Source organism: Paraburkholderia tropica, from assembly GCF_900109265.1.
Taxonomy (GTDB): Bacteria; Pseudomonadota; Gammaproteobacteria; order Burkholderiales; family Burkholderiaceae; genus Paraburkholderia; species Paraburkholderia tropica.
Genome location: NZ_FNZM01000012.1, coordinates 116,877 through 140,474 on the forward strand (window position 1 = coordinate 116,877; position 23,598 = coordinate 140,474).

At 63.1% G+C, this 23,598-nt stretch carries 23 protein-coding genes; 11 read left to right on the plus strand and 12 right to left on the minus strand.

Annotated elements, in window-relative coordinates:
* Positions 1 to 215: 215 nt before the first annotated feature.
* On the minus strand, positions 216 to 614 hold the full coding sequence (locus BMY06_RS20995) for an MFS transporter (RefSeq protein WP_074984964.1): 399 nt from the start codon (positions 612 to 614) through the stop codon (positions 216 to 218).
* 262 nt (positions 615 to 876) lie between these two features.
* Here BMY06_RS20995 and BMY06_RS21000 point away from each other — a divergent pair, with 262 nt between their 5' ends.
* Together BMY06_RS21000 and BMY06_RS21005 are read left to right on the plus strand one after the other, a co-directional pair.
* Positions 877 to 1,275: a VOC family protein gene (locus tag BMY06_RS21000; protein ID WP_074984966.1), complete on the plus strand. Its 399-nt coding sequence runs from the start codon at positions 877 to 879 to the stop codon at positions 1,273 to 1,275.
* A 182-nt stretch (positions 1,276 to 1,457) separates the two neighbouring features.
* Positions 1,458 to 2,408 (plus strand): sulfonate ABC transporter substrate-binding protein, encoded by a 951-nt coding sequence (locus tag BMY06_RS21005; protein ID WP_074984968.1) that lies wholly within the window; start codon positions 1,458 to 1,460, stop codon positions 2,406 to 2,408.
* A 109-nt stretch (positions 2,409 to 2,517) separates the two neighbouring features.
* Here BMY06_RS21005 and BMY06_RS21010 read toward each other — a convergent pair whose 3' ends face one another.
* The 3 genes from BMY06_RS21010 to BMY06_RS21020 all read right to left on the minus strand — a co-directional run bounded on the left by BMY06_RS21010 (position 2,518) and on the right by BMY06_RS21020 (position 6,683).
* On the minus strand, positions 2,518 to 3,273 hold the full coding sequence (locus BMY06_RS21010; RefSeq protein WP_244144318.1) for a CHAD domain-containing protein: 756 nt from the start codon (positions 3,271 to 3,273) through the stop codon (positions 2,518 to 2,520).
* A 118-nt stretch (positions 3,274 to 3,391) separates the two neighbouring features.
* On the minus strand, positions 3,392 to 5,509 hold the full coding sequence (katE, locus tag BMY06_RS21015) for a catalase HPII (protein WP_074984971.1): 2,118 nt from the start codon (positions 5,507 to 5,509) through the stop codon (positions 3,392 to 3,394).
* 103 nt (positions 5,510 to 5,612) lie between these two features.
* Positions 5,613 to 6,683 carry a DNA topoisomerase IB gene (locus BMY06_RS21020; RefSeq protein ID WP_254055510.1) on the minus strand — a complete coding sequence of 357 codons (1,071 nt, stop codon included), beginning with the start codon at positions 6,681 to 6,683 and terminating at the stop codon, positions 5,613 to 5,615.
* 202 nt (positions 6,684 to 6,885) lie between these two features.
* Between BMY06_RS21020 and BMY06_RS21025 the strand changes: the two genes are divergently transcribed.
* Complete coding sequence (locus tag BMY06_RS21025) at positions 6,886 to 7,260, plus strand: hypothetical protein (RefSeq protein ID WP_065059110.1); 375 nt, start codon at positions 6,886 to 6,888, stop codon at positions 7,258 to 7,260.
* 180 nt (positions 7,261 to 7,440) lie between these two features.
* Positions 7,441 to 7,854, plus strand: a complete 414-nt coding sequence (locus BMY06_RS21030) for a helix-turn-helix transcriptional regulator (protein ID WP_124261303.1) — start codon at positions 7,441 to 7,443, stop codon at positions 7,852 to 7,854.
* Positions 7,855 to 7,923: 69 nt separating this feature from the next.
* Here the strand turns inward: BMY06_RS21030 and BMY06_RS38835 are convergent, their stop codons facing one another.
* Positions 7,924 to 8,817, minus strand: a complete 894-nt coding sequence (locus BMY06_RS38835) for an IclR family transcriptional regulator (protein WP_167371417.1) — start codon at positions 8,815 to 8,817, stop codon at positions 7,924 to 7,926.
* Between the two features lie 57 nt (positions 8,818 to 8,874).
* Between BMY06_RS38835 and BMY06_RS21040 the strand changes: the two genes are divergently transcribed.
* The 6 genes from BMY06_RS21040 to BMY06_RS21065 all read left to right on the plus strand — a co-directional run bounded on the left by BMY06_RS21040 (position 8,875) and on the right by BMY06_RS21065 (position 15,509).
* Complete coding sequence (locus tag BMY06_RS21040; RefSeq protein ID WP_161495567.1) at positions 8,875 to 9,855, plus strand: C-terminal binding protein; 981 nt, start codon at positions 8,875 to 8,877, stop codon at positions 9,853 to 9,855.
* A 27-nt stretch (positions 9,856 to 9,882) separates the two neighbouring features.
* Complete coding sequence (locus tag BMY06_RS21045) at positions 9,883 to 10,560, plus strand: RraA family protein (protein WP_074984976.1); 678 nt, start codon at positions 9,883 to 9,885, stop codon at positions 10,558 to 10,560.
* Positions 10,561 to 10,601: 41 nt separating this feature from the next.
* Positions 10,602 to 11,960, plus strand: coding sequence for an MFS transporter (locus tag BMY06_RS21050; protein ID WP_065059105.1), 1,359 nt, complete (start codon positions 10,602 to 10,604; stop codon positions 11,958 to 11,960).
* Positions 11,961 to 12,011: 51 nt separating this feature from the next.
* The gene (locus tag BMY06_RS21055; protein WP_074984977.1) at positions 12,012 to 12,974 is read left to right on the plus strand and encodes a substrate-binding domain-containing protein; all 963 of its coding nucleotides are present in this window, start codon (positions 12,012 to 12,014) and stop codon (positions 12,972 to 12,974) included.
* The gene (locus tag BMY06_RS21060; RefSeq protein ID WP_080180470.1) at positions 12,964 to 14,505 is read left to right on the plus strand and encodes a sugar ABC transporter ATP-binding protein; all 1,542 of its coding nucleotides are present in this window, start codon (positions 12,964 to 12,966) and stop codon (positions 14,503 to 14,505) included. Before BMY06_RS21055 ends, BMY06_RS21060 begins: the two co-directional genes overlap by 11 nt.
* Positions 14,506 to 14,618: 113 nt before the next feature.
* Positions 14,619 to 15,509 carry an ABC transporter permease gene (locus BMY06_RS21065; RefSeq protein ID WP_161495566.1) on the plus strand — a complete coding sequence of 297 codons (891 nt, stop codon included), beginning with the start codon at positions 14,619 to 14,621 and terminating at the stop codon, positions 15,507 to 15,509.
* A 239-nt stretch (positions 15,510 to 15,748) separates the two neighbouring features.
* Here the strand turns inward: BMY06_RS21065 and BMY06_RS21070 are convergent, their stop codons facing one another.
* From BMY06_RS21070 to BMY06_RS21100, 7 genes are all read right to left on the minus strand, one after another.
* Entirely contained in the window at positions 15,749 to 16,744 is a 996-nt protein-coding gene (locus tag BMY06_RS21070; RefSeq protein ID WP_074984982.1) for a 2-dehydro-3-deoxygalactonokinase, read from the minus strand.
* Positions 16,745 to 16,880: 136 nt separating this feature from the next.
* Positions 16,881 to 17,609, minus strand: coding sequence for an SDR family NAD(P)-dependent oxidoreductase (locus tag BMY06_RS21075; protein ID WP_065059100.1), 729 nt, complete (start codon positions 17,607 to 17,609; stop codon positions 16,881 to 16,883).
* 99 nt (positions 17,610 to 17,708) lie between these two features.
* Entirely contained in the window at positions 17,709 to 18,236 is a 528-nt protein-coding gene (locus BMY06_RS21080) for a 2,4'-dihydroxyacetophenone dioxygenase family protein (RefSeq protein ID WP_065059099.1), read from the minus strand.
* A gap of 66 nt (positions 18,237 to 18,302) precedes the next feature.
* A complete protein-coding gene (locus BMY06_RS21085) occupies positions 18,303 to 19,565 on the minus strand; it encodes an alpha-hydroxy acid oxidase (RefSeq protein ID WP_074984984.1) in 1,263 nt (420 codons plus the stop codon).
* 15 nt (positions 19,566 to 19,580) lie between these two features.
* Entirely contained in the window at positions 19,581 to 20,492 is a 912-nt protein-coding gene (locus BMY06_RS21090) for an NAD-dependent epimerase/dehydratase family protein (RefSeq protein ID WP_244144320.1), read from the minus strand.
* 4 nt (positions 20,493 to 20,496) lie between these two features.
* The gene (locus BMY06_RS21095) at positions 20,497 to 21,597 is read right to left on the minus strand and encodes a lactonase family protein (RefSeq protein WP_074984988.1); all 1,101 of its coding nucleotides are present in this window, start codon (positions 21,595 to 21,597) and stop codon (positions 20,497 to 20,499) included.
* A 79-nt stretch (positions 21,598 to 21,676) separates the two neighbouring features.
* Entirely contained in the window at positions 21,677 to 22,366 is a 690-nt protein-coding gene (locus BMY06_RS21100) for a GntR family transcriptional regulator (RefSeq protein ID WP_065059095.1), read from the minus strand.
* 151 nt (positions 22,367 to 22,517) lie between these two features.
* On the opposite strand from BMY06_RS21100, the gene BMY06_RS21105 reads away from it, so the two are divergent.
* On the plus strand, positions 22,518 to 23,594 hold the full coding sequence (locus BMY06_RS21105; protein WP_065059094.1) for an ABC transporter substrate-binding protein: 1,077 nt from the start codon (positions 22,518 to 22,520) through the stop codon (positions 23,592 to 23,594).
* Positions 23,595 to 23,598: the final 4 nt, after the last annotated feature.

The window sequence follows — 23,598 nt, forward strand, 5'->3', positions numbered from 1 at the left end:
CCATCGATATTGACGGTCGCGAGGCGAAGAGTTCTTCGGCAACCGCATTTTCTACGGCGCAACTCACGCCCCGCTCATTGCCGGATTGATCGCCCCCCGGCTATCTATACGCGATACCGATTCGGTATCGCATTCTCCATCGACAGTATTGGACGCCGCAACCGCTGGCTGCGTATCCTCCAGGGCGTTGTTTGGCGGCACCGCGCAACTCGTCGTCACGGCGCGAGCGGCACGCCCGTATGCGTGGTCATGAGCGCGATCGCCGGATAAATCAGCAGCGTCGTGAGCGCGATCGAGGCGAGCGCCATCGGTTTGCGCGCGCGCATGCGGTCCGCCAACAGCCCCGAGACGAGACACATCACCATCATGGTCGCGCCCGATACGCAGCCCGCCATCCACGAAAGCGAGGTCGGCAGGTGCAGCACGCGCACCAGAAAGGTCGGCATGAAGAACACCACGAGGTACATGCCCACCGTGCTCGCGACGATCGACAGTACGCCGCGCACGATCTTGCTCTTGTGCGAGGCAAAAAGTTCGGTGAGCGGTTGCGTCTCGTGCGCGCGCCTCGAGCGTTTCGTCGAGGTGTCGCCGGATGTAGAGACCGACCGGCGCAATCAGCAAGCCGAGCAGAAACGGCACGCGCCAGCCCCAGGATTCGAGCGACGACGTGTCGAGGGTCGCGTAGAGCGCCGCGCCGCTGAGCGCGCCGATCACCGCCGCGCTGCCCTGGCTCGCGCCTCGCCAGCCAATCCGGAAGCCCCGCGTGCTTTCGCGAGTGGCGCATGCGCAATCACGTCGCCAGCCGCACGATACTGCCGGAAATTGACAGTATCGACCATTAGACTGAGCTTCCTTTCCAGGCGAGGAGCCAAAGAAATGAAGTTCGCATCGGTTCGTGTTGTTACTCGGAATATCGATGGGATGGTGGCGTTTTATCAAAGGCTATCCGGCCTCGAAGCGCTACGTCCGGCCGATGGGTTTGCTGAAATGCGCTTCGAAGGCGCGACGCTTGCCATGTCGTCCGAGCAGTTGATCGCGCGTTTCAATGCCGGTGCTGCCACGGCCGCGGCGAATCAATCGGCGAATCAATCGGCGAATCAATCGGCGATTCTGGAGTTCGAAGTGGAGGATGTCGACGCGGTGTTCGATCGGATGAATGCCTGCGGCACACAGGTCGTCATGCCGACCACGTTGATGCCGTGGGGTAATCGTTCGCTCTTGCTGCGCGACCCGGACGGAAATCTCGTCAACGTGTTTTCTCGCCCGAGGGTTTGAGGAAACCGGCCGCCGTGATCGACCTGGGCAAAAGACACGCGGTCGTCACAAAAGCATCGACGCAGCAGCGGACAAATCGCAATCCTGGCAGCGTCATTTGCTTAGCGTAGAAGATTCCTTCGTGGAACGCGGCCGAAACGGTACATTTTGCACCTGCCCGATTTGACGATGGACCGCAAAACATGACCCGATTCGACCGCCGCCGTACCGTACTCGCCGCGCTGGGCGCCACGCTCGCAGGCGCCGCGCTGCCCGCCTGGGCCAAATATCAGCCCGATCAATTCCGCATCGGCTATCAGAAGGCCGCGAGCACGCTGGTGCTGCTCAAGGCGAACGGCGCGCTCGAAAAGCGCCTCGCGCCGCTCGGCATCAAGTTGACGTGGAACGAGTTCCCGGCGGGGCCGCAACTGCTCGAAGGCTTGAACGTCGGCGCGATCGATTTCGGTTACGTGGGCGAAGCGCCGCCGGTTTTCGCGCAGGCCGCCGGCGCGGACTTTGTCTACACCGCCTACGAAGTGCCGACGCCCCACGCCGAAGGTCTGGTGGTCGGCAAGCAATCGCCGATCAAGACCGTTGCCGAACTCAAGGGCAAGAAAATCGCCTTGAACAAGGGATCGGACGTGCACTGGTTCCTCGTCGCGCTGCTGCAGAAGAACGGCATCGCGCTGAGCGATATCCAGCCCGTCTACCTCGCGCCCGCCGATGCGCGCGCCGCGCTGCAAAGCGGTTCGATCGACGCGTGGGCAGTGTGGGACCCGTTCCTCGCGGCGGTGGAGGCGCAGGACGGCGCCCGTCTCATCACCGACGCGAACGGCATCGCCCAGCATCATCAATTCTTCCTGAGTCAGCGCGAATTCGCGCAAAAGCGCAAGGACGCGATTGCGATCGCCCTCGACGAACTCGGCAAAACGGGCCAATGGGTTCGCGCCAATCCTGCCGCGGCGGCCGCACAACTCGCGCCGATCCAGGGGCTCGACGCCACGATCATCGAGAGCGGCCTCAAGCACTACGCGCACATCTACAAGCCGATCGATGCAGAAGTGATCGCGCAACAACAGCAGATCGCCGATACCTTCTACGAACTCAAGCTCATTCCGCGCAAGATCGTGACCAAGGACGCCTTGCTCGCCTGAGCCGCGAAAGCGGGTTCTCGCTTGCAAACAGCTGCAAACGGCTGCAAGCGGCTGCGCGCGGGTCAAGCGGCGCGCGCAGCGAACCCGCTCGCCGGGATCGGAACGACCCTTATGCACCGATCAATTTCCGCGCCCGGCGCATCCTGCGCTTGCGCGTGCGCGCCAATGCCGCGAGCGTGACGTCGCGGCTGGCTGCATCGGCAAAGACTTCGCGATGCGCATCGACCAGGTGTGTCACCGATACCGCATCGTTGAGCGCCCCAAAGCGCTTTTGCAGCTTCTTGAGCGACTTCAGACGCTTCACCTCGCGACGCGGCAAATCGGCAGCAAAAAACTCCAGCAAGTAACGCAATTGCTTCGCTGCTTTGCGGACGTCGTGCCACGCGGCGTAATCGTCACGCTTCGCGCGCTTCGCCCGTCGCGCGCGCTTTGTCAGGGCGCGTTGCGCGGCCCGCACCCGCTCGCGCGCAAAACGTTTGACCGGCACGCGCTCATGAGCGGTATTCAACTCGCGATTCATCGTGTGCAGCATCTCGCGCAAGGCGGGTTTGAGGCCGGTGGCGGCGAGCGTCGCGCGCGCCCGTTCGCAGGCCTCGGCGCGCGCCGCCCGCATGCGTTCGCCGACAGGCGCGGACTCGTCGGCGCCCTCACCCAGCAACTGCAACGCGATATCCCAATCGCGCGCGCTGCCCGCCGCCATGCCCGCGCGCTTCAGATAGGCGCGCTCGACCGCCACCTTTTCCCGGTCGAGCAGCGGACGCCACGCCCACAAAAGCGTGCGCAGGCGCCGCAACGCCACCCGCAGCTTGTGCAGCTCGTCGGCGCTCTCGTCGAGCCGCGCGGCACGCTGGATCGCTTCATCCACGAGCGGCTTTGCGCAGGTGGAAAAGCGCGTCTGCGCGTTCTCGCGCGGCTTCGGCTTTCCGGGTTTTCGCAGTTTCATCTTCGCCTCGCTTGACGCTGCCGCCTTGCACCTGCCGCCATCATGCCTGCACCGATTCCGCCTGCGCCGCGCGCGTCCAGATACGATGCTGGCCGGCCGCCTCGATAAACGCCTTCAGCACGGCCTTGAGGTCCGATGCATCGCCTTGCGCCACGCCGTCCGCCTGCGCGGGCAACTGCGCCGCCGCGAGCAGCAAACGTCCTGTGTCGATCGCGGCGAGCGCTTTCAGGTGGCGAAACGCTTCAGCCACGAAATGGCGGGCATCGCCCGATTGCGCGAGCGTTTGCGACGCCGTCTCGCCGCCCGTCACGAACACCGCGTCGAACATCACCGAAGGCATGCCGGCAATCGTGGCATCCGGCACGACGCCGTCGATGGGCGCAAGCGTCGGCGCGACGACCAGCGCCGTTGCGCCTTCCTTCGCCAACGCATCGCGCACGGTTTTGAGCGTGGCGGCGTCCGCACCCGGCGCCGCCAGCAAGGCGATCTTGCGCGTCTTGATGCCCGGCTGCGCGCGGTTGAGCAAACTGAGCGCAGGCGACGTGGCCGGATTCGGCTTGCCCGCTTTCTTGCCCGCCTTCGGCTTGGGCAAACCGAGCGCGAGCGCGACGCGGGCGGTGAGATCGGCATCGATATTCGCCAGAATCTCGTTGACGACGCGCTCGCGAATCTCCGGCTTCTTGACCTTGCCCAGCTCGAACGTATACGCCGCCACTATGTGCTCTTTTTCCGGCGTCGACATGCTGTGATAGAACATCGTCGCCTGTGAAAAGTGATCGGCGAACGACTCGCTGCGCACGCGAATCCTGGTGCCGTCCACGCGCTCCTGATAACTTTCGAAACCACCTTTGGCCGGCGGCGTTTCCTTCGGCCAGCCGTCGCCGACCGAATTGGGCTCATAAGACGCCTGCCCCACGTTGATTGTTTGCCGATGCATGGCGTCGCGCTGATTGTTCGCGTACGGGCACACGGGGCGATTGATCGGAATCTCGTGGAAATTCGGGCCGCCCAGACGGCTGATCTGCGTATCGGTGTACGAGAACAATCGCCCTTGCAAAAGCGGATCGTTCGTGAAATCGATGCCCGGCACGATATGCCCGGGATGAAACGCGACCTGCTCGGTTTCCGCGAAAAAATTATCCGGGTTGCGATTGAGCGTCATCTTGCCGATGATCTTCACCGGCACCAGTTCTTCCGGTACGAGTTTCGTCGGATCGAGCAGATCGAAACCGAACTTGTGCTCGTCTTCCTCTTCGATGATCTGCACGCCCAGTTCATATTCCGGATAATCGCCGCGCTCGATCGCTTCCCACAAATCGCGCCGATGAAAATCGGGGTCCTTGCCGGCGATTTTCTGCGCTTCGTCCCAGATCAGCGAATAGGAACCGAGCACAGGACGCCAATGCCATTTGATGAAACGCGCCCGACCTTTCGCATTGACGAAGCGAAACGTGTGTACGCCGAACCCTTCCATCGTTCGCAGACTGCGCGGAATCGCGCGGTCCGACATGGCCCAGATGACCGTGTGCGCGCTTTCGGGCACAAGCGAGACAAAGTCCCAAAAAGTATCGTGCGCACTGGCGCCCGTCGGCATTTCAGCGGGCGCCTCCGGTTTGACCGCGTGAACGAAATCGGGGAATTTGATCGCGTCCTGAATAAAGAACACCGGCACGTTATTACCGACGAGATCGAAATTGCCTTCATCGGTATAAAACTTGGTGGCGAAACCACGCACGTCGCGCACGGTATCGGCAGAGCCGCGCGGACCTTGAACAGTCGAAAACCGCACATAGACAGGCGTCAGTTTCGCGGGGTCCTGCAGAAAATCGGCGCGGGTGAGATCGGCTTGCGATTCATAGGCCTGAAAGACGCCGTGCGCGGCAGAACCGCGTGCGTGCACAATCCGTTCCGGAATGCGCTCGTGGTCGAAATGCGTGATTTTCTCGCGCAGGATGAAATCTTCGAGAAGCGAGGGACCACGGGGACCGGCGCGCAAGGAATTCTGGTTATCGGCGATCTTGACGCCCTGATTGGTGCGCAACGCTTCACCCTCCGCACGCGAGCGAAAGGGCTCCAGACTCTGCGACTTGGCGTCCGTCTGGGCGGCGCCGTTCGATGGTGCGGAGTCTTTGCTATGGGGACGATTGCGATGTGGCATGGGTGCCTCCTGAAAGTGAGCCAACCTTCAGCGCAATCCCTATGCCATGCTACGCACAAGCAGCGCGCCAGCCCCGCGCTCCGGGGCAAGCTTCGCAGTGCATTCATGCGGCACGTTTCACGACCGGCTTCGCATACTTGCCAAGAAACATCACGAGCGCGGCCTCATCGCTCTTCAAGCCGCGCCGGCGTGAAATGCCCATCGCCGCAGCCAGTTCACCGGCTTCGAATGCCGCGATGATGGCCGGATGCACGTAACACTTGCGGCACACAGCCGGCGTATTGCGCAACAGTTGCGAGACCGCCTTGATGGTGCTGACCAGTTGCGAACGCGCCTCGGTCACCGTCGCCCACTCCAGCTTCCTTAAAGCCGCGAGCGCGAACACGCTGCCTGCCCACGTTCGATAGTCCTTTGCTGTGAATTCCGCGCCGGTCGCCTCGCGCAGATAATCGTTGACGTCCGCCGAGTCGACGACGTGCCGTGTGCCGTCCGCATCGAGATACTGAAACAGCTCCTGGCCCGGCAAATCCATACAGCGCTTCATGATGCGCGCCACGCGCGGGTCGCTCACGGCGACGTCGTGTTCGATGCCGCTCTTGCCGCGAAACCGGAAGCGCAGCCCCTTCGGCGACACGGTCAGATGCCGCTTGCGCAGCGTCGTCAATCCGTATGAGCGATTGTCTCGCGCGTACTCTTCGCTGCCGATCCGGATCAGCGTCGTATCGAGCAGACGCACCACGGTCGCCAGCACCTTGTTGCGCGGCATGCCGTCGAGCGCGAGATCGCGTTCGACGCAGGCGCGCAGCTTCGGCAGCGCCGCGCCAAACGCGAGCAAACGCTCGTATTTATCGGCATCGCGGGTCGCGCGCCACTCGGGATGATAGCGATACTGCTTGCGCCCGCGTGCGTCGCGACCGGTCGCCTGAAGATGGCCGCGCGCATCCGGGCAGATCCAGACATCGGTATAGGCGGGCGGAATGGCCAGCGCGCGAATGCGGCGGATTTCGCGCTCGCCGTCGATGCGCTTGCCGCGTGTATCGAAGTACACGAAACCGCCGCGACTGCGCTTGCGCGTGTAGCCCCGGCGCGAGTCGTCGACATAACGCAGCCCGCAGGGAAGCTCGTCCGCCACGGCCTTGCGAACGACAGCGAGTCGTTCGGGGACGTCGGTCAATACTTGATGTCTGGTCACCCTCGCCTCCCGCGCGTGTTGTTCGTGTTCGACAACGCGCCAGCAATTCACGTGCCGCCGCGCGGCGTGGGCGTTGCCGTCGACGTCAACCGCATCGGCGAATCTCACGGGCATCGTGCTTGCGCTCTGAAGCATGTACCTACCTGCAACGGGGCGTCGTGCCCCTCGCCACCCAGGAGTCTTCATGCAGCCAGCCGTCCGTCGCCGCTCGCGCCAGAACTCGACCCTCGCCGCGCTCGTCTGCGCAGCCCTGCTGATCACCACCTTCGTGCTCGCCGAAATGAAACCGTGGTCCCGTAAGCCCGCCGAAGCCGGCCTGTGCGCCGACAATCCACCCCAATGGCGCGAGAAAGCGCTCAGAGGCAAGATCGCCGGCGCGACTGCGCCCGCGTTCGCCAGCAAGCAGTTCGCGATTCAGCCGGGCGCTCACTGGGACGACGAAGCACGTCACTGGGTCGTCCCTTTTCGAACGCCGGATCAAAACGCAGCTACGCCGAATTTCACTGCGCTGATCGATTGCACGGGCGCCGTCGCCGTGCAAGGTGGAAACGGCGCTTGATCGGCGGCGCACGGCCTGCCGTGTGGATCTCGCGCGCGACTGCGGTCTCGATGCGCGCGCGCCTGCGCGCGTCCTTGATTTCCGGTCAAGAGTGTTTTGACCGGCGGTCTATTTACGCGGAACGACGGGTCGTGCAGAGTCTGTCGACCGATAGACTCCCCAAGCCCACACCCACGCACCGTGAAAGCACCGAACCCGCCAGAAGACGCCTTACGTCCACGCGCGACGGCGGACGACTCCTGGGTCGCGCGCGCATTGCATCTTCTCGGCGCCGATCTGTGCGGCGGGATGGCGATCGCCGATGTCGCCGCATGCATGCACATGTCGAAGGCGCATTTCTTCGGCGCCTTCAGGGATAAAGTGGGAGAGACGCCGCATCGATGGCGGCTGAAACAACGCATTGCCGCGGCGCAACGCGATCTGATCACGCTGCCGCTGAAAACGTCGGATATCGCGCAGAAATATGGTTTCAGCGATCAGGCGCACTTCAGTCGCGTATTCAAGCAGTTCGTGGGCGAATCACCCTGTTCCTGGCGGGCGCGCATGAAGGAAATCCGCGCAATTCTCGCCTGCGAGCAATTGCGTTCGTGCTAGAGCCCATGCCGCGATGTCCGCGCGACGTCGCGCGCGGAGTTGACGCGGCAATTCGTGAAGCCCTCAACGCTAGCTGTTCCAGCCAAGATCCCGCGAAATCGCGTTCGCCGTTTCCAGCAGCGGCTCCAGCATCAATTGCTGCATCGAACCAAGGTCATGAATGGCCTTGAGCTCAATGACCGACAGCGCGGCCACGACCTGTCCGGTTACATCGCGAATGGGCGCGCCAATACTCGTCACGTAGTCTTCGCGCTCGCCGTCGTCGGTCGCCCAGCCGCGCTCGCGCACGGTGCGCAGTTCACGCTCCAGCGCCTCATAGGAAAGCAGGCTCGTCGGCGTGTGTTTCTCGAACACGTAATGTTCGAAAAGCGCCTGTCTCGCGTCTTCGGGTAAAGACGCAAGAATACATTTCGCGACACTCGCCGTATGCAGGCAGGCCGCCTGACCGATGCGCGACGTGAGACGAATGGACCGCTTGGGCTCGATCTTGTCGATATAGACGATCGCATCGTGCTGCAGCTCGGCAAGATGCACGGTCTGATCGCGCAACTCGCTCAACGCCACGAGATGCGGATGCGCCAGCTGCGCGAGATTGAACTGGTCCTGCGCGCGATGCGCCAGAGACACGATGCCCGGCCCGACACCATAACGGCCATCCGCGAGTTTGCGCAGCAGCCGTTGCCCCTGCAACACCTCCATGATGCGCAGCGCCGTCGAACGATGGACGTCGAGTCGCCGCGCGACCTCAGCCGGCGTTTGCGGTCCTTCGCCCAGCAAGACCAGCACTTCGATCGCGCGCTCGATGCTTTGTGACACGTCGTATCTCCTCTCTCTTTCTCGAACAGACGCCCGGCGGTCGCGGAGCAATCCGCTCGACGCGGCTACGCCTACGCGTTTTCCCTTGGTTGCCCCAAAGGCTTGCGAAGGGTACTGTCGACCCTGTGTTGCGAAATATACATCCATGTTGCGTATAGCGCAACACATTTAACCGCAATCTCACCCTTGAAGGAGAACATCAACGTGTACAAGGTGTACGTCACCGATCACGACTACCCCGACCTCGCGATCGAGGAGTCCGTGCTGGCGCCCATCGGCGCGCAGGTCATCGGCTTGCAGGACCGCACGGGCGCGCATCTCGCACAAGCCGCGCGCGACGCCGACGCGCTGATGCAGCAATACGCGAAGATTTCGGCCGATACGATCGGCTCGCTCAAGCAGTGCAAGGTCATCGCGCGCTACGGCATCGGCCTGGACATTCTCGATGTCAAGGCGGCCCACGCTGCGGGCATCGTCGTGACCAACGTGCCGGATTATTGCCTCGAAGAAGTGGCTGACCATTCCATCAGCATGGCGCTCACGCTATTGCGCTCGATTCCCACCTACGCCGACGCGACGCGGCGCGGCACCTGGCACTGGTCGGCGTGGAACCGGCCTATCCGGCGCTTGCGCGGCAGCGTGTTCGGCTTTGTCGGCTTCGGGCGCATCGCGCAAAACATGGCGCACAAGCTCAAACCGTTCGGCCTGGAACTGCTCGCGTACGACCCGTATGTGTCGGCGGGCGTGATGCACTCGCACGGCGTGCGTAAAGTCGAGTTCGACGAACTGCTTCGTCACACCGATCTCGTCGACGTGATGTGCCCATACACGCCCGAGACACATCATCTGATCGACGAAGCGGCCATCGAGCGCATGAAACCCGGCGCGCTGCTGGTCAACTGCGCGCGCGGCAAGATCGTCGACAACGCGGCGCTGCATCGCGCGCTCACCAGCCGCCGGCTCGCCGCCGCGGCGCTCGACGACACAGAAGAAGAACCCGCCAAACAGACCGACTGGTCGCCGAACGACAATCCGCTGTTCTCGCTCGACAACTGCATCATCACGCCGCACGTCGCCTACGTTTCGGAAGATGCGCTGCACGAGGCTCGCCGCGTCGCCGCCGAAAACGTGCGTGCCGTGCTGCTCGGACAGGTGCCGCCTAACGCGGTGCATTATCGCAACTGATCTTTTAGTACTACTTCAGGAATTCAAATGAGCATCATCATCAACCCGCGCCCCGAGCTGAATACCGACCTGATCGCGCGATTCGTCGCGATGGCGGACGTCATGTCGCTGTCCTGCGTGGTCTCCGATGCGCTCGAGCGCAACGGCACCATGCGCCACGATATCAAGCCGCGTGCGGCCGCACACAAGATCATCGGCTCCGCATTGACGGTCCAGCTCACGGCCGGCGACATCGTCGACTGCCTCGAAATCTTCACGGTCGCGCGGCCCGGCGACGTCGTCGTGATCGACGCATTCGGCGAGACCGAAACGTCGATCTGGGGCGGCCTCATGACGGGTCTCGCGAAAAACGCGGGCATCGTCGGCGCGGTGATCGACGGCAGTTGCCGGGACACCGACGAGGCGCGCTTCCTCGACTTCGCGATTTCCTCGAAAGCCGTCGGCCCGCGCCAGGCGCACACGGCGCTCTCGGGTCGTCGCGAGCCGCTCAAGGTCAACGTGCCGGTTTCGTGCGGCGGCGTGATCGTCCATCCCGGCGATCTCGTGGTCGCCGACGAAATCGGCGTGGCCGTCGTGCCGGTCGCGCAGATGGCCGAGGTTCACGAACGCGCCGCGACCATCGCGCGCAATGAAGCGCAAATGCGAGAACTCATTCTCGAGGGCAAGACATTCCAGGACCTGCTCGCGAAGTTCGGCCGCATCTAGTCCGCGCGCCAGCAGGCCGGGAGACAAGAAGGAGACACCGTATGCATACTCATTTCAAAGACGCGCCCATGCGCGCGCTGCCCAAACCGCGAGGCCGACGCCGCTGGTACGTCCTCGCCCTGCTTTGCCTGCTCGCGCTGGTGAACAACATCGATCGACTCGCCCTGTCGATCGCCGCCCCGGCCATGCAAGCCGACCTCGGCATCACCGCGACCGAAATCGGCCTGCTCGGCAGTGCGTTTTCGCTCTTCTATGCGTTCGGCCAATTGCCCGCTGGGTGGTTCGTCGATCGCTTCGGACCGCGCTGGCTGCTCGGCATTTCAGTCATGGTCTGGAGCGCGGCGACGGCCGCGATGGGGATTTCGAATTCGCTTGGCGCGTTCGTCTGCGCCCGTGCCGCGCTCGGCATCGCCGAGGCGCCGTCCTTGCCGTCCACCAACAAGATCGTGACGCAATGGTTTCCGCGCCGCGAACAAGGCATCGCCAACGCAAGCTGGGACGCGGCGCTGAAGGTCGGCCCCGCCTTCCTGACGTTTGCGCTCGTGTGGGTCGTGGCGGAACTCGGCTGGCGCACGATGTTTTACTTTGCAGGCGCAGCCGGCATTGTCGTCGCCATCGTATTTCTGGCGAGTTTCCGCGACGTGAATCGTTGCCGCCAGCTCGGCAGCGAAGAGCGTCAATGGATCGATCAGGATCACGAATTATTATCCGGAACGAAATCGCGGGCACCGTGGCTCACGCTGTTCAAGCGACGCAGCATGTGGGGCATGATGGCGGGCTTCTTCTGCAACATGTGGGTCTACCAGACCTTCCTCGTCTTCATTCCGCTCTTCATCATCAAGCAGTTCGGCGTGAAATTCGCGTCGCTCGGCCTCGTCGCCAGCGTGCCGTGGATCGGCGCCATCATCGGCGATCTCGCCAGCGGCGTGCTTTCCGGCAAGCTCGCCGCGCGTCCGGGCTGGAGCACGCTGCGCGCCAAGAAGGTCACGCTCGTGGGCGCGCTGCTGCTTCAGGCCGTCGTGCTGGCGCTGCTGCCGCTCAACAGCCTCTTCGGCGCGACGCAAGGCCTGACGTTCGCCGTTCTGCTGATGGCGTTCGCTCTCGGCTTCAACGGCGCGGTCGTGGCGCATGCCTGGTCGCTGCCGGCCGAAGTCACTGCGGCGTCGACGGTCGCTTCGGTCGGCGCGGTGCAAAACTTCGGCGGTTTTCTCGGGGCGACGGTTTCGCCGCTCGTCGCGGGCGTGATCGTCGATGCCACGGGGTCGTTCGCGTCGGTGTTCGTCATATCGGCGTTCGTTTCGGTGCTGGGCGCCGGCATCTATCACTGGTTCGTGCGCCAGCCCATCATCGCCGCGTCCGAAGACGCCCTGAACGCCTCCATTCAGATCTCCGCTACCTGAACAGCCTGTGGCTTCGCTCCAACCACTCTCCAACAATCAAGGACGTCGACGATGAAATTACGCAACCTCACCCTGCTCGCGACCGCGGCCCTCTTTGCCCTCCAGGCCGGCGCGACCCAAGCCGCGGACAACACCTCCATTGCCGGCATCGTCTTTCAGCAGGACATGTTCATGCGCAGCGTCGCACGCGGCATGAGCGAAGAAGCCAAGGCGGAAAACGTCACCCTGCTCGACGGCAACTCCGACAACAAGGCCGAAAAAGAAGCCAGCCTGATCGACACCTACGTGGCGCGTGGCGTGAAGGCCATCGTCATTGCGCCGCTCAGCGATCAGGCGTCGATTCCCGCGCTCAAGCGCGCGCACGACAAGGGCGTCCAGATCGTCACGTGGACCACCGACATCAAGGCCGACTTTCCGGCCGCGCGCGTGGGGTCGTCCGGCGCCATCATGGGCGGCGGAACCGGCAAGGCCGCCGCACGCTTCATCAAGGAGAAACTCGGCGGCTCGGCCACGGTCGGCCTGATCGGCTTCAAGGCGCAGTTGCCCGAGTTGAGCAACGCGCGCACGCAGGGCTTCCTTACCGAAGCGCGCAAGGGCGGCAAGCTCAACGTGGTCGCGGAACAGGATGCATGGCTCGCGGAAAAAGCCGTGAGCGTGGTCAGCGACATGCTCACGGCCAACCCCAACATCAACGTGATCTACGCGGCCAACGAAGGCGGCACCGTGGGCGCGGTCCAGGCCGTGCGGCGCATGAACAAGCAGGGCAAGGTCTTCGTCTTCGGCACCGACGGTTCCGAGCAGTTGACGAATTTCCTCCAGGACAACGACGACGTGCTGGTGGCCACCACCGCCGCGCAGCCCAAGCTCATCGGCCGCGAAGCGGTGAAGGCGGCGCTCAGGGCCGTCAAGGGTCAGCCGGTGGACAAGGTCATCGAAGTGCCCGCCGTGCCGCTGAGCCGCGACGACCCCAAGACGCTCGCCACTTACGCCGCGAGCCTCAAAAATGTCAATTGAGATGGCCAGCGAAAGCGCCCGTCTTGCCACGACCGCGCGTATCGAAGCGCGCGGTCTGTCGCGAAGCTTTGGCGCCAGCATCGCGCTCAAACCTTTCACGCATACGTTCGAGCCCGGGCAGATTCACGCGTTGATGGGCAAGAACGGCTCGGGCAAGTCCACGCTGTTGAAGATTCTCGCGGGCTCGATTCGCGCGGATGCCGGCAAGCTCATCATCAACGACGAGGAATGCGATTTCCATCACCCGTCCGATGCATTCGACGCAGGCATCCGCATGGTGCACCAGGAGTTGTCGCTGGTGCCCACGCTTTCGGTTGCGGAGAACATTTTCCTCGGACGCTTGCCGCTCGCGCGCAAAGGACTGGTGCGCGGCATCGACTGGAAGCAATTGCGCGAGGACGCTGCCCGCATGCTCGAAAGCACCGGGCTGGAGATTTCGCCGGACGCGCTGGTGTCGACACTGCCGGTCGGTCAGCAGCAGATGATCGAGATCGTCAAGGCTTACGCGACTTCGCCCGCCGTGCTGCTGCTCGACGAGCCGACCTCGGCGCTCAGTCATCGCGAAGTCGAGCGACTCTTCATGCTGGTGCGACGCCTGCGCTCGCACGGCGTGACGATGCTGTACATCACGCACCGCATGAACGAGATCTTCGATATCGCCGATACCTGCACGGTGCTGCGCGACGGCGATCACATCAGTTCGCTGCCGATCGCGCAGACGAGCCCGAAGGACGTCGTGCGCGCGATGTTCGGCGAGCATCACTTGCCGGCGCGCGTGCAGCCGCGCCAGCTCAGTGCGAACGAGCCCGCGCTCTCGGTCCGGAACCTGCATCGCAAGGGCGCATTCGAAAACATCCACTTCGATTTGCGGCGCGGCGAAGTACTGGGCATCGCGGGCATGCTCGGCGCCGGGCGCACCGAATTGCTGCGTTCGATCTTCGGCGCCGACCCGCTCGACGGCGGCACGATCGAACTGCACGGCGAAACCGTCGACTCGCCTTCGCCCTCCGCGATGAAAAAGCGCGGCCTTGGCTACACGCCGGAGAACCGCAAGGAACATGCGCTCGTGCAGGCGCAGTCGATCCACGCGAATCTGTGCATGGCCGGGCTCGCGCGCCTGTCGCGCTTCGGCTTCGTCAACAGCCGGATGGAAGCGGAACCGGTGCGCCGGCAAATCGCTGAAATGGCCATCAAGGCGCAGGACGCGCAATTGCCGGTGTCGTCGATGTCGGGCGGCAATCAGCAGAAGGTAGTGCTGGGCAACTGGTTCAACACGAACCCGCGCGTGATGTTCTTCGACGAGCCCAGCCGTGGCATCGACATCCAGGCGAAGGAGCAGATCTTCAACATCATTCGCGAAAAGGCCTTGCACGGCATGAGCGCGATCGTCGTGTCGAGCGAACCCGAGGAATTGCTCGAGGTGTGCGATCGCATTCTGGTCATGCACCACGGGCGCTTCGTGGCCGAGGTGGACCCGCAAACGATCGCACTCGACGATCTCTACCAAATCATGATGGAGGGCGTGCAATGAACGCCAAAGACAGCACCTTGACCGCCACAACGTCACCCGCACGCACACGGCAGCCTGCAAACGGTCTGCTGTATCGCTACATGCTCGAGGTCGTGCTGATTCTCGTGGCCGTGATGCTCACGATCTACGCGCCGGGTTTTTCCACGCTGTCCAATCTGCTCAATGTGATGCGGACGATCTCCATGCTCGGCATCGTCGCCTGTGGCATGACCGCAGTGATCATCTGCGCCGAAATCGATCTCTCGGTCGGCTCCGGCATGGCGCTGGCAGGCTGCATTCTGGCGTGGGTGGTAGGCGCCTGCACGCCGTTCGTCGGGAGCATCGCGGCCGTGATCCTGGGCGCATGTGCCGCAATTGTCTGCGGCATGGCGTGCGGCGCGTTCAGTGGCGCGATGAAAGCGGTATTCAACGTGCCGACTTTCATCACAACGCTCGGCTTGTTCACCGCGCTGCGCGGCGCCGCGAACCTGATTACCGGCGGCTATCCTCTGGCGACGTTTCCGGGCTGGTTCGATTTTGTCGGCAACGGCGCCTTGTTTGGCCTGCCGTTTCCGGCCTTCGTCTTCGTGGCCGTGGTGCTGATCATGCACTTCGTGATGAACTACACCACGTTCGGCCGGGCCGTCTATGCAGTCGGCGGCAATCCCGAGGCCGCGCGCCTCTCGGGCATCAAGGTCTCGTGGATCAAGACCGCCACGCTGGTGCTGACCGGCGGTCTCGCCGCAGTAAGCGGCATTCTGATTGCCTCGCAGATCGGCTCCGGCACCGGCACGACGGCCACAGGCATGGAACTCGACGTGATCGCGGCGACCATCATCGGCGGAACCAGTCTGTTCGGCGGCAAGGGCCGCATCTGGGGCACTTTTGTCGGCGTACTGTTTCTTGGCGTGATCGGCAACGGTATGACACTGCTGAATGTTTCGGAGTACTGGCAGTATGTCGTGCGCGGCGGTCTGATTGTCGCCGCGGTCATGCTCAGTCAAGTGACCGACAAGCGTCGCTGATCGATTCCCTCGACGTGTTGCGTGAAGCGGCATCAATACCGATGCCGCCCCACGCCGAGCGGCGCCTCCCTCACGCGAAACACCGCTTCGCACAACACGTTCGCGTGATCGGCAGCCTCTTGCACCGTCATGCCACGCAAAATGGCAATCAACGGGCAGGCTTTCAACGCCGTCTTCAGTTGTGAGCGGATTTCCGCTCAGCGCACTTCATCGGATTCGAAATTCATTATCACGTTGTTTCATTCGGGGATTGAGCGCGCAATCGTCGGCAGCAGTCCCGCCTCGCGGGCGATATGGAAAAGCCCGCATTCGGTGGTGCCGTGCAGAATGCCCGCATCGGGCGCGCCGATTCGATGGAGCGCCGTCCGATAGCGTTCGCACAGGTTTTCTGCGCCGATCAAACCGAGTTTCCAGTCGTCCAGTGTCGATCCCTGGCTTGCCAGATGACTCGACAGCCCCGCGAGTTCATGTCCGATCAGCAAACCCGATAAATAATCGGATTGCTGTTCGGGTCGCAGTTCGCCGGTGAGTCCGAGCGTGCGGGTACTGAAGATGGTCGACAGCATGCCGGTTGCGCCCGCATGCACGGCCATGTCGATACCACGCAGGAAGGCGTCGTCGTCGCGGCCTCCGCTCGGATGCATCGTGCGGCCGAGGATGGTGTAGTCGCGCAACACGGCGAATACTTCGCCGGTCATGAAGGTGAGGAAGCGTTCGAGATAGCCGTCGACCACGAACGCCCATTTCGCGTGCGTGCCAGGCAAGCCGATCAGCGTCTTGCCGCCAGCGCCCAGCGCCGGATGTGCGGTCAGCGCGCCGAAGATTTGCGTTTCCTCTCCGCGCATCACGTTAGGGAACGCGCCGCGTTCGATGATGCCCGGCACGATATGGACCAGCGTGCCGCGTGACGGCACAACCGTCTTTAACGCGCCGATTAGCGGCGCGCTGTTCGCGGGCGCCGCAATATAAGGCGCCTCCGCCCAGCCTTGCGCGCTGCCGACCATGCCGGCCGCGATCACCGGCACGGCGCTCGCATTCAGCCAGTCGCCGCATATCGATTCGAATACGTCGTCGAAGCCGCCCGACTCGCGCGGCTTCGGCAAATGCATGATGCCGCAGGCAGAGTGCCGGGAATCGAGCACGCGACCCGACACGTCGAACAGATAGGCGCGTAGCGACGACGTGCCCCAATCGAGCCCGATCACCGCGGGCGTTTCGGTGGATTGAATGTCCATGCCTGTTTCCTGCTACATAAATCCTGGCCCGGACACTTCGTATCGCCGCGCGGATTGCAAGCGCCGAAGTGCATGGGGCGCATTGACAATGCACGGTGCGCGCGCTTGCTGCGGTGCGCCTCACCGTGCATCGACGCTATGCCGCGAGATAGCCGCCGTCGACGGCCACGATCGCCGCCGTCATGAACGACGCGGCGGGCGTACAGAGAAACAGTGCGACCTGAGCCACTTCGTCGGGCGAACCCCAGCGAGCAAGCGGCGTTCTGCCGAGAATGGCCTGCGAGCGGCTATCGTCGTTTTGCAGCGCCTGGGTCAGCGGCGTGGCGATCCAGCCGGGCGCGACGGCATTGACGCGAATGCCGTCCGCCGCATAAGCAATCGCCAGCGACTTGGTCAATTGCGCGACCGCGCCCTTGCTCGCGCTATAGGCGGGCACGAGACCGCCGCCGAAAAAGCTCAGCATCGACGCCGTATTGACAATGCAGCCCGACGATTGCTTGAGCAACGCGCGCGCGGCCGCGCACACCCGCATGGTGCCGTTCAGGTTGATGTCGAGAACCTTTTCGAATACCTCGACCTGGTGTTCGTCGCCGCGCCGGATCACGCCGGCACAATTCACCACGATATCCAGACGCTCGAAGCGGCCGAGCACCGCATTCACCTCGTCGGTCGAACACACATCCAGCGTGACCTGTTCGACCGTCCTGGCGAGCGTGTCGGCCGTATCGGCGGGCGGCGGCAATCCCGCCGCGAAAACCTTTGCACCGAGTTGCGCAAGGCCGTTGGCGATCGCGGCGCCGATACCGGTTCGTCCACCTGTCACCAGCGCGACTTTTCCTTCGAGCAGTCCTTCTTTGAACGTCATATGAGTTCCGGAATCAAGGGGGTCTGGTTTTAAATCGACATTATTTGCACTACTACGCGTTTTGAATAAAATCGTGTAGCGACGTTCGAAATAAGCCGATCAGCGAATGAATTGATCGACGTAGTCCTCACCCAGACCGACCGAAGCATAGTGCTTTCTGCACATATCGATCTTCGTAAAGACGTCTTCGTAGCCGGTGTAATTGCCGTAAGGATCGCAATAGAACATCACGCCATTCACCTGAAAATAGGTAATCATTTCTTCAACGTCGTCCGGCACGTAGAGCGTATGGGTCTCGCCCGGCGGCTCGTAGACGTAGCTGCCTTCGGTGGCGGTCCACTCGTGCTCCAGATACTTCCAGCGCCCCTTCAACACCATGCCGTGCACGCCCTGCGGATGGCGATGGCGGCTCAGCACGCCCGACTTGCGCACGCGCAGCAGGTTCATCCAGTAACCCTGCGAGGCGTTCAGGCAGAGCGGACGAAACGAGACGTTCTCCGCCTGCGGCACCCATACGCGCTCGTCGTCGGGGATGGCGAAGGGCACGACGACCTCTTTCTGGGCCTCCTTGGGAAATGGCAACTGGTACGGCATCATGGGGGAATACTTCTCGATGATTTCCGGCATGGTAGTGCTCCGTTGTGGCTTTTTCGGGGACAATCAAGCGCCGACATTCGATAAGCCGACGCCGCTTTACAGCGTCGCGCCTTTGTCGGCATGGCAGGTATCGCGTTCAGACTTCGAGGGGGTGAATTTGCGCGGGAGTGTGTCGATCAGCGCCCCGGCAACGGCGCCCGCCTGTCCAGCGTGATGGCTGCGATGACGCACGGCATCGCGATTGGCGCGCAGCTCGTCGATCGACCGCATGCCCATCAGGGCAAGCGTCAATTCGGTTTCCGTGCGCAGCAATTCGATCGCCTGGCTCACGCCCTTGCGCCCGGCCGCGCCGAGTCCGTAGGCATAGGCGCGTCCGAGCAGCACGGCGTCCGCGCCCAGGCCGATTGCCTTGACGATATGACTGCCGCGCCGAATGCCGCTGTCGAGCAACACCTCCGCGCGCCCGGCGACAAACCGTGCAATGTCCGGCAGCACGGAAATCGACGAGCGCGCGCCATCGAGTTGACGTCCACCGTGATTGGACACGCAGACGCCATCCGCGCCGCCATCGAGCGCGCGGCTCGCATCCTCGACGGACAGCACGCCCTTCACCACCAGCTTGCCTGGCCATTGCTCGCGCAGCCACGCGAGATCGGCCCAGTTCATGCCAGGGTCCACGTTGCCGGACAGGTAAGCGGCCTGCGCCATCAGGCTGCGCGGCACCCCGGCCTTGCCCTTCACGTTGCCGAGCGTCAGCCTGCCGTTCAGCCCCATGCGCAGACACCAAGCGGGCCGCGACAGCAGATCGAGCACGGTGCCGAGTTTCAGCGACGAAGCGGTGCGAAATCCGTTGCGCGTATCGCGTTCCCGCACGGAAGACACGTTGGTGTCGGCGGTCAGGAACAGCGTGGTCACGCCAACCTGCCAGGCGCGCTGGACAATTTCGGTTGCCAGCTCGCGATCCTTGAAGACATACAACTGCATCGCGAGACCGCGCGGCATCACCGCGCCGACCTCCTCGATCGAGTTGATCGAAAAGGTCGACAAACACATCGGGATATCGGCTTGTGTCGCCGCCCTCGCCGCCTGCACTTCGCCGTTCGGCCAGAACGATCCGGCGAATCCCACAGGGGCGAGCATCGCGGGCATCGAGTAGCGCGCGCCGAGGATGTCGCTCGACAGATCGCGTTTCGAAAGATCGACGAGCACACGCTGCTCGAGCGTCCACTCATCGAAGTCTTCGGTGTTGCTCGCCAGCGTGCGTTCTGAAAACGCACCGCCGTCGATATAGTCGAAGAACATGCGTGGCAACTTGCGCCGTGCCTGCCGACGCAGATCCTCAATATTGGAGATGGTCATGGGCACGCGATTCCGTCATGTCCGCTCGACGTGCAGATACGCGTCGTCTTCCGGCTGATAGCCGAGATAGCGGATGGCATCGCTCAAATCCCAATCCATGCCCGCGTTATTCGACACGCCATTCACGATGATGGCCGGTGCCGGCCATTCGTCGCTGGGCGCGAGCACCGAGCGAATGAACAACTGGTCGAGATCGCGATTGGACAGCCACATGTTGCGGAACCACCGCAGCGTGCGACGCGCCGCTTCGTCCAGCTCGGTCGTATCCGAGGTCGAAGCGGGCGAGCCGGAATGCGTGATGTCGCGCGCGTTGTTGTCGCCGGTCAGCGCCCAGCCGACCCGTATCGACACCGTACTCAAACGTCCTTCGGACAACTCAGCAATGGAGGCGCAAAGTTTTTCGCCCATGACTTTTGCGGTGCCGTACGCGAGCGAATGCAATTCGCGCTTGCCGTCGTGCCAGCGCGTGCCGGGCGCCGTGGCGATCCGGGTCGTCAAGCGCCCCGGCCCCATCTGTTGCGCCAGCGGCTCGTCCTTGTACGCGCCCATCGTATGATTCGACGACGCGAACACGAAGCGGCCAACGCCGGCGCGCACGCATTCCATCAACAGATTTTGCGTCATGTCGTAGGACGCCATGGACTCGAGCCACGACGAATCCGGAACGGGATTCAAGGCGGCAAAGTGGATGACCGCGTCCACCTCGTTCATCGCCTCGGTCCATTCGCCGGCGCGTTGCGTGAGGTCGCCGCGCACCAGCCGCAGACGCTTGCGCGCGTGCTCCGAGAACTTCGAATAGTCGCCGCTGCGGTCGATGCCGATGACCTGCTCGCACCAGTCGGCGCGCGTGAGCGCTTCGACCACTTTCTGTCCGAGGTTGCCGCCGGCACCCGTGACCATGATCTTGCGGGGCATAGTGTGATTCACGGTGTCATTCTCCCTGGATAAATTCGAGGCACACTGCGGTGGGAATCGGATAGGTGTAGCCGGTGTCGTTCAAGGCACCCGTCTGCGCATCGATCGCATACACGCGGATGAAACCGTCATCCTGCGCGGCAGCCAGTAGATACTTTCCGTCGGGTGAGATCGCCAGATCGCGGGGCGTGCGCCCGCCCAGACTCCAGCTGCCGACCGGCGTGAGCGTGCCCGCGGCCTCGTCGATGCGCGCGCAAAAGATCGAGTCATGTCCGCGATTGCCCACGTAGACGAATTTGCCCGAGGGATGCAGCCGCATGCCGCCCGCACCGCTTTCGCCGCCGAAGTCTTCGGGCAGGCTGGACACTTCGCAGACGAGTTCTGCGGCGTGGTCCGCGAGCCGGTACATCCGCACGGTCGACGCGAGTTCGTAGTTGGCGAGCAGATGCTTGCCGGACGCCGTGAACACGAGATGACGCGGACCGGCGCCGGGCGCGGCATCGAGAAACCGGTCCGGCGTCTTGATGACCTTGCTTGCGTCGAGCGCATGGCGCACGACGCCATCGACGCCGAGATCGGCCAGATACAGATGGCGACGGTCCGGACTGAACACCGCGCAATGAGCATGCGGCGCCTCCTGACGCGCGGCGTTCGGGCCGCTGCCTTCACGTTCGAGCACGACCGGCTCGCCCGCCGGCACGCCATTCGCATCGAGCCTGTAGGCGAGCACTTCGCCGCTCAGATAATTCGATGCGAGCAGCAAGGCCAGTTCTTCGTCCACGGCGACGTGACACGGCCACGCGCCCGGCGTCGACAGATCGCCGAGCAGTGTGAGCGAGCGACCGGCCGCATCGACTTCATACGTGCTCACGCCTGGGCCGTCCTCGGCGTTCACTTCGCGAACCGCATACAGGCGGCGGCCATCCTTCGATAGCGTGAGATACGACGGATTCGCCGCGCGCTCGACCGCGCGTTCGCTCAAGCGGCCAGTCGATGCGTCGAAATCCAGCAGATAAATGCCTGCGCCCTTGCCCTCCACATGCGGCATGGGCAAGGTATAAGTGCCCACCGCCAGCGTGCACGTACTGCCCGCGTCCTTGTTCACGTTTGTCTCCATGTTTTATTCGTTTCCGGCGAACCGGCAGTCCCGCTGCCCGGCTTCTTCTGGCCGGTGCGCGGAACAGGCGTGCTGCCGCCTACAACACGCCGCCGCTGTTGCGAATGTTGTTGATCATCTTTTCGCGCGTCGAAGCCAGATGCTGACGAATGGCGCGCGCCGCCGCCGCGTCGTCTTTCGCCACGACCGCTTCGAGAATCGCGAGGTGCTCCGTATGCACGCGACGAGGCGGCACGAGAGGCCGATAGAAATGGCTGCGCATGATGTGCATATAGATGTTGAGATTTTCGTAGCTGGTCTTCAGGCGCTGATTCGCGCACGCGTCGATCAATGCGTTGTGGAATCCCGCATCGGCGACGGAAAACGCCGTGTAGTCGCGGAACTCGTCGTTCGACATGAAGCCGCTCATCTCCTCGATCAGCGACTGCATGCGCGCCGTCACCGCCGCGCTTTCCGGGCTGTGAATCACCTGGTAAGCCGCGAACAGCTCGAGCGCCTCGCGCACCTGAAAGATCTCGTTCGCATCCTGCTCGGTGATGCCCTTGACGAACGTGCCGCGCCGCGCCCGCACTTCGACGAGGCCATCGGTCGCGAGCCGCTTGATGGCGTCGACCACCGGCGTGCGGCTGACCTGCAGCTCGGCGGCGACCTCTTCCACGTTGATCTGCTCATCGATCTTGATGGCGCGGCTCAGGATGCGGGCCCGCACCGCGTCGTACACCTGATCGGTCAGATGGGTATGCGTGATGGGCGTAAACACGCGATTCATTTGCACTGCTCCTTTCGATTCGGTTGCGACGAGCCGTCGCAGATGTCGTTGACATCAACATCTAACATGTGACATATTACACTACACGAAGAACGCTGCCAAGCAGCGCACAGAACACATAAGACGCAGGACAACCTGGAGAGAGACATCCATGAAACAACGAAAAACTTCGTTCAGCCGCGCTATCGTCGCGGCCGCGCTTGCCCTCGCGGGCGTCGCCGCTCATGCAGCCGAGCCCGTTTTGATGCCGGGGGCCATCGTACGCGAAGGCAACAATCCGCTGAGCGCGCCGAACCAGTTCAAGAAAGCGCCGCCGTGGCGCATCGGTTTCAGCATCTGGGGTTTCGGCAACACCTGGATGACGCAGATGGTCCACGAGACCGACGCGGAAGCCGCGAAACACAAGGAAATCGGCAAGATCATTTTCGCCGACGCCAATTCCAAGCCCGCCAAGCAGATCGCCGACATCGAGGACATGATTGCGCAGAAGGTCGATGCGATCATCGTCGCGCCGGTGTCCTATACGGCGCTGACGCCCGTGATCAAGAAGGCCGTCGCCGCGGGCATTCCCGTGATCGTGCATTCGACGGAAATCGAAACCGACGCCTACACCACCGAAATTCAGGGCGAGGCGCTGTACTTCGGCGAGGTCGGCGGCAAATTCCTCGTCGACACGCTGCACGGCAAGGGCAATATCTGGGTGCTGCGCGGCCAGGCGGGCATCGCTGCCGACACCATGCGCTACGAAGGTCTGCGCAAGGCGCTCGCGGGATCGAACATCAAGATCGCTTCCGAGCAATATGGAGACTGGTCTTACAACAAGGGCAAGCAGGTTTGCGAGTCCTTGATGCTCAGTAATCCTAACCCCGATGGCATCTGGTCCTCCGGCGGCGACATGAGCCGTGCGTGCATCGAAGTGTTCAAGGAATTCGGCAAGCCCGTTCCGCCCATCACCGGCGAAGGCAATAACGGCTTCATGCGCGCATGGAAGGACAGCGGCGCGAACGCCACGGCTGCCGTCTTCCCGTCCGAACAGGGCGCGGCGGGCATTCGCGCCGCCGTTGCGTTGCTCAGCGGCGAATCGCTGCACAAGCACTACGTATTGCGCCCGGCGCCGATCACCAAGGCTAATTTCGCGCAGTTCTACCGGCCCGACCTGAACGACAACTACTGGGCGCCAAGCGCGCTCTCCGCAGCCGACCTCAAAAAGTACTACGGCTCGAAGTAGTCAA

What these genes read in the sequence shown, in the direction of transcription:
- BMY06_RS21000 (WP_074984966.1), top strand. Translation starts at nt 877, where the DNA reads ATGAAGTTCGCATCGGTTCGTGTTGTTACTCGGAATATCGATGGGATG.
- BMY06_RS21005 (WP_074984968.1), top strand. Translation starts at nt 1,458, where the DNA reads ATGACCCGATTCGACCGCCGCCGTACCGTACTCGCCGCGCTGGGCGCC.
- katE (WP_074984971.1), bottom strand. Translation starts at nt 5,509, where the DNA reads ATGCCACATCGCAATCGTCCCCATAGCAAAGACTCCGCACCATCGAAC.
- BMY06_RS21025 (WP_065059110.1), top strand. Translation starts at nt 6,886, where the DNA reads ATGCAGCCAGCCGTCCGTCGCCGCTCGCGCCAGAACTCGACCCTCGCC.
- BMY06_RS38835 (WP_167371417.1), bottom strand. Translation starts at nt 8,817, where the DNA reads ATGGATGTATATTTCGCAACACAGGGTCGACAGTACCCTTCGCAAGCC.
- BMY06_RS21045 (WP_074984976.1), top strand. Translation starts at nt 9,883, where the DNA reads ATGAGCATCATCATCAACCCGCGCCCCGAGCTGAATACCGACCTGATC.
- BMY06_RS21050 (WP_065059105.1), top strand. Translation starts at nt 10,602, where the DNA reads ATGCATACTCATTTCAAAGACGCGCCCATGCGCGCGCTGCCCAAACCG.
- BMY06_RS21055 (WP_074984977.1), top strand. Translation starts at nt 12,012, where the DNA reads ATGAAATTACGCAACCTCACCCTGCTCGCGACCGCGGCCCTCTTTGCC.
- BMY06_RS21060 (WP_080180470.1), top strand. Translation starts at nt 12,964, where the DNA reads ATGTCAATTGAGATGGCCAGCGAAAGCGCCCGTCTTGCCACGACCGCG.
- BMY06_RS21065 (WP_161495566.1), top strand. Translation starts at nt 14,619, where the DNA reads ATGCTCACGATCTACGCGCCGGGTTTTTCCACGCTGTCCAATCTGCTC.
- BMY06_RS21070 (WP_074984982.1), bottom strand. Translation starts at nt 16,744, where the DNA reads ATGGACATTCAATCCACCGAAACGCCCGCGGTGATCGGGCTCGATTGG.
- BMY06_RS21075 (WP_065059100.1), bottom strand. Translation starts at nt 17,609, where the DNA reads ATGACGTTCAAAGAAGGACTGCTCGAAGGAAAAGTCGCGCTGGTGACA.
- BMY06_RS21080 (WP_065059099.1), bottom strand. Translation starts at nt 18,236, where the DNA reads ATGCCGGAAATCATCGAGAAGTATTCCCCCATGATGCCGTACCAGTTG.
- BMY06_RS21085 (WP_074984984.1), bottom strand. Translation starts at nt 19,565, where the DNA reads ATGACCATCTCCAATATTGAGGATCTGCGTCGGCAGGCACGGCGCAAG.
- BMY06_RS21095 (WP_074984988.1), bottom strand. Translation starts at nt 21,597, where the DNA reads ATGGAGACAAACGTGAACAAGGACGCGGGCAGTACGTGCACGCTGGCG.
- BMY06_RS21100 (WP_065059095.1), bottom strand. Translation starts at nt 22,366, where the DNA reads ATGAATCGCGTGTTTACGCCCATCACGCATACCCATCTGACCGATCAG.
- BMY06_RS21105 (WP_065059094.1), top strand. Translation starts at nt 22,518, where the DNA reads ATGAAACAACGAAAAACTTCGTTCAGCCGCGCTATCGTCGCGGCCGCG.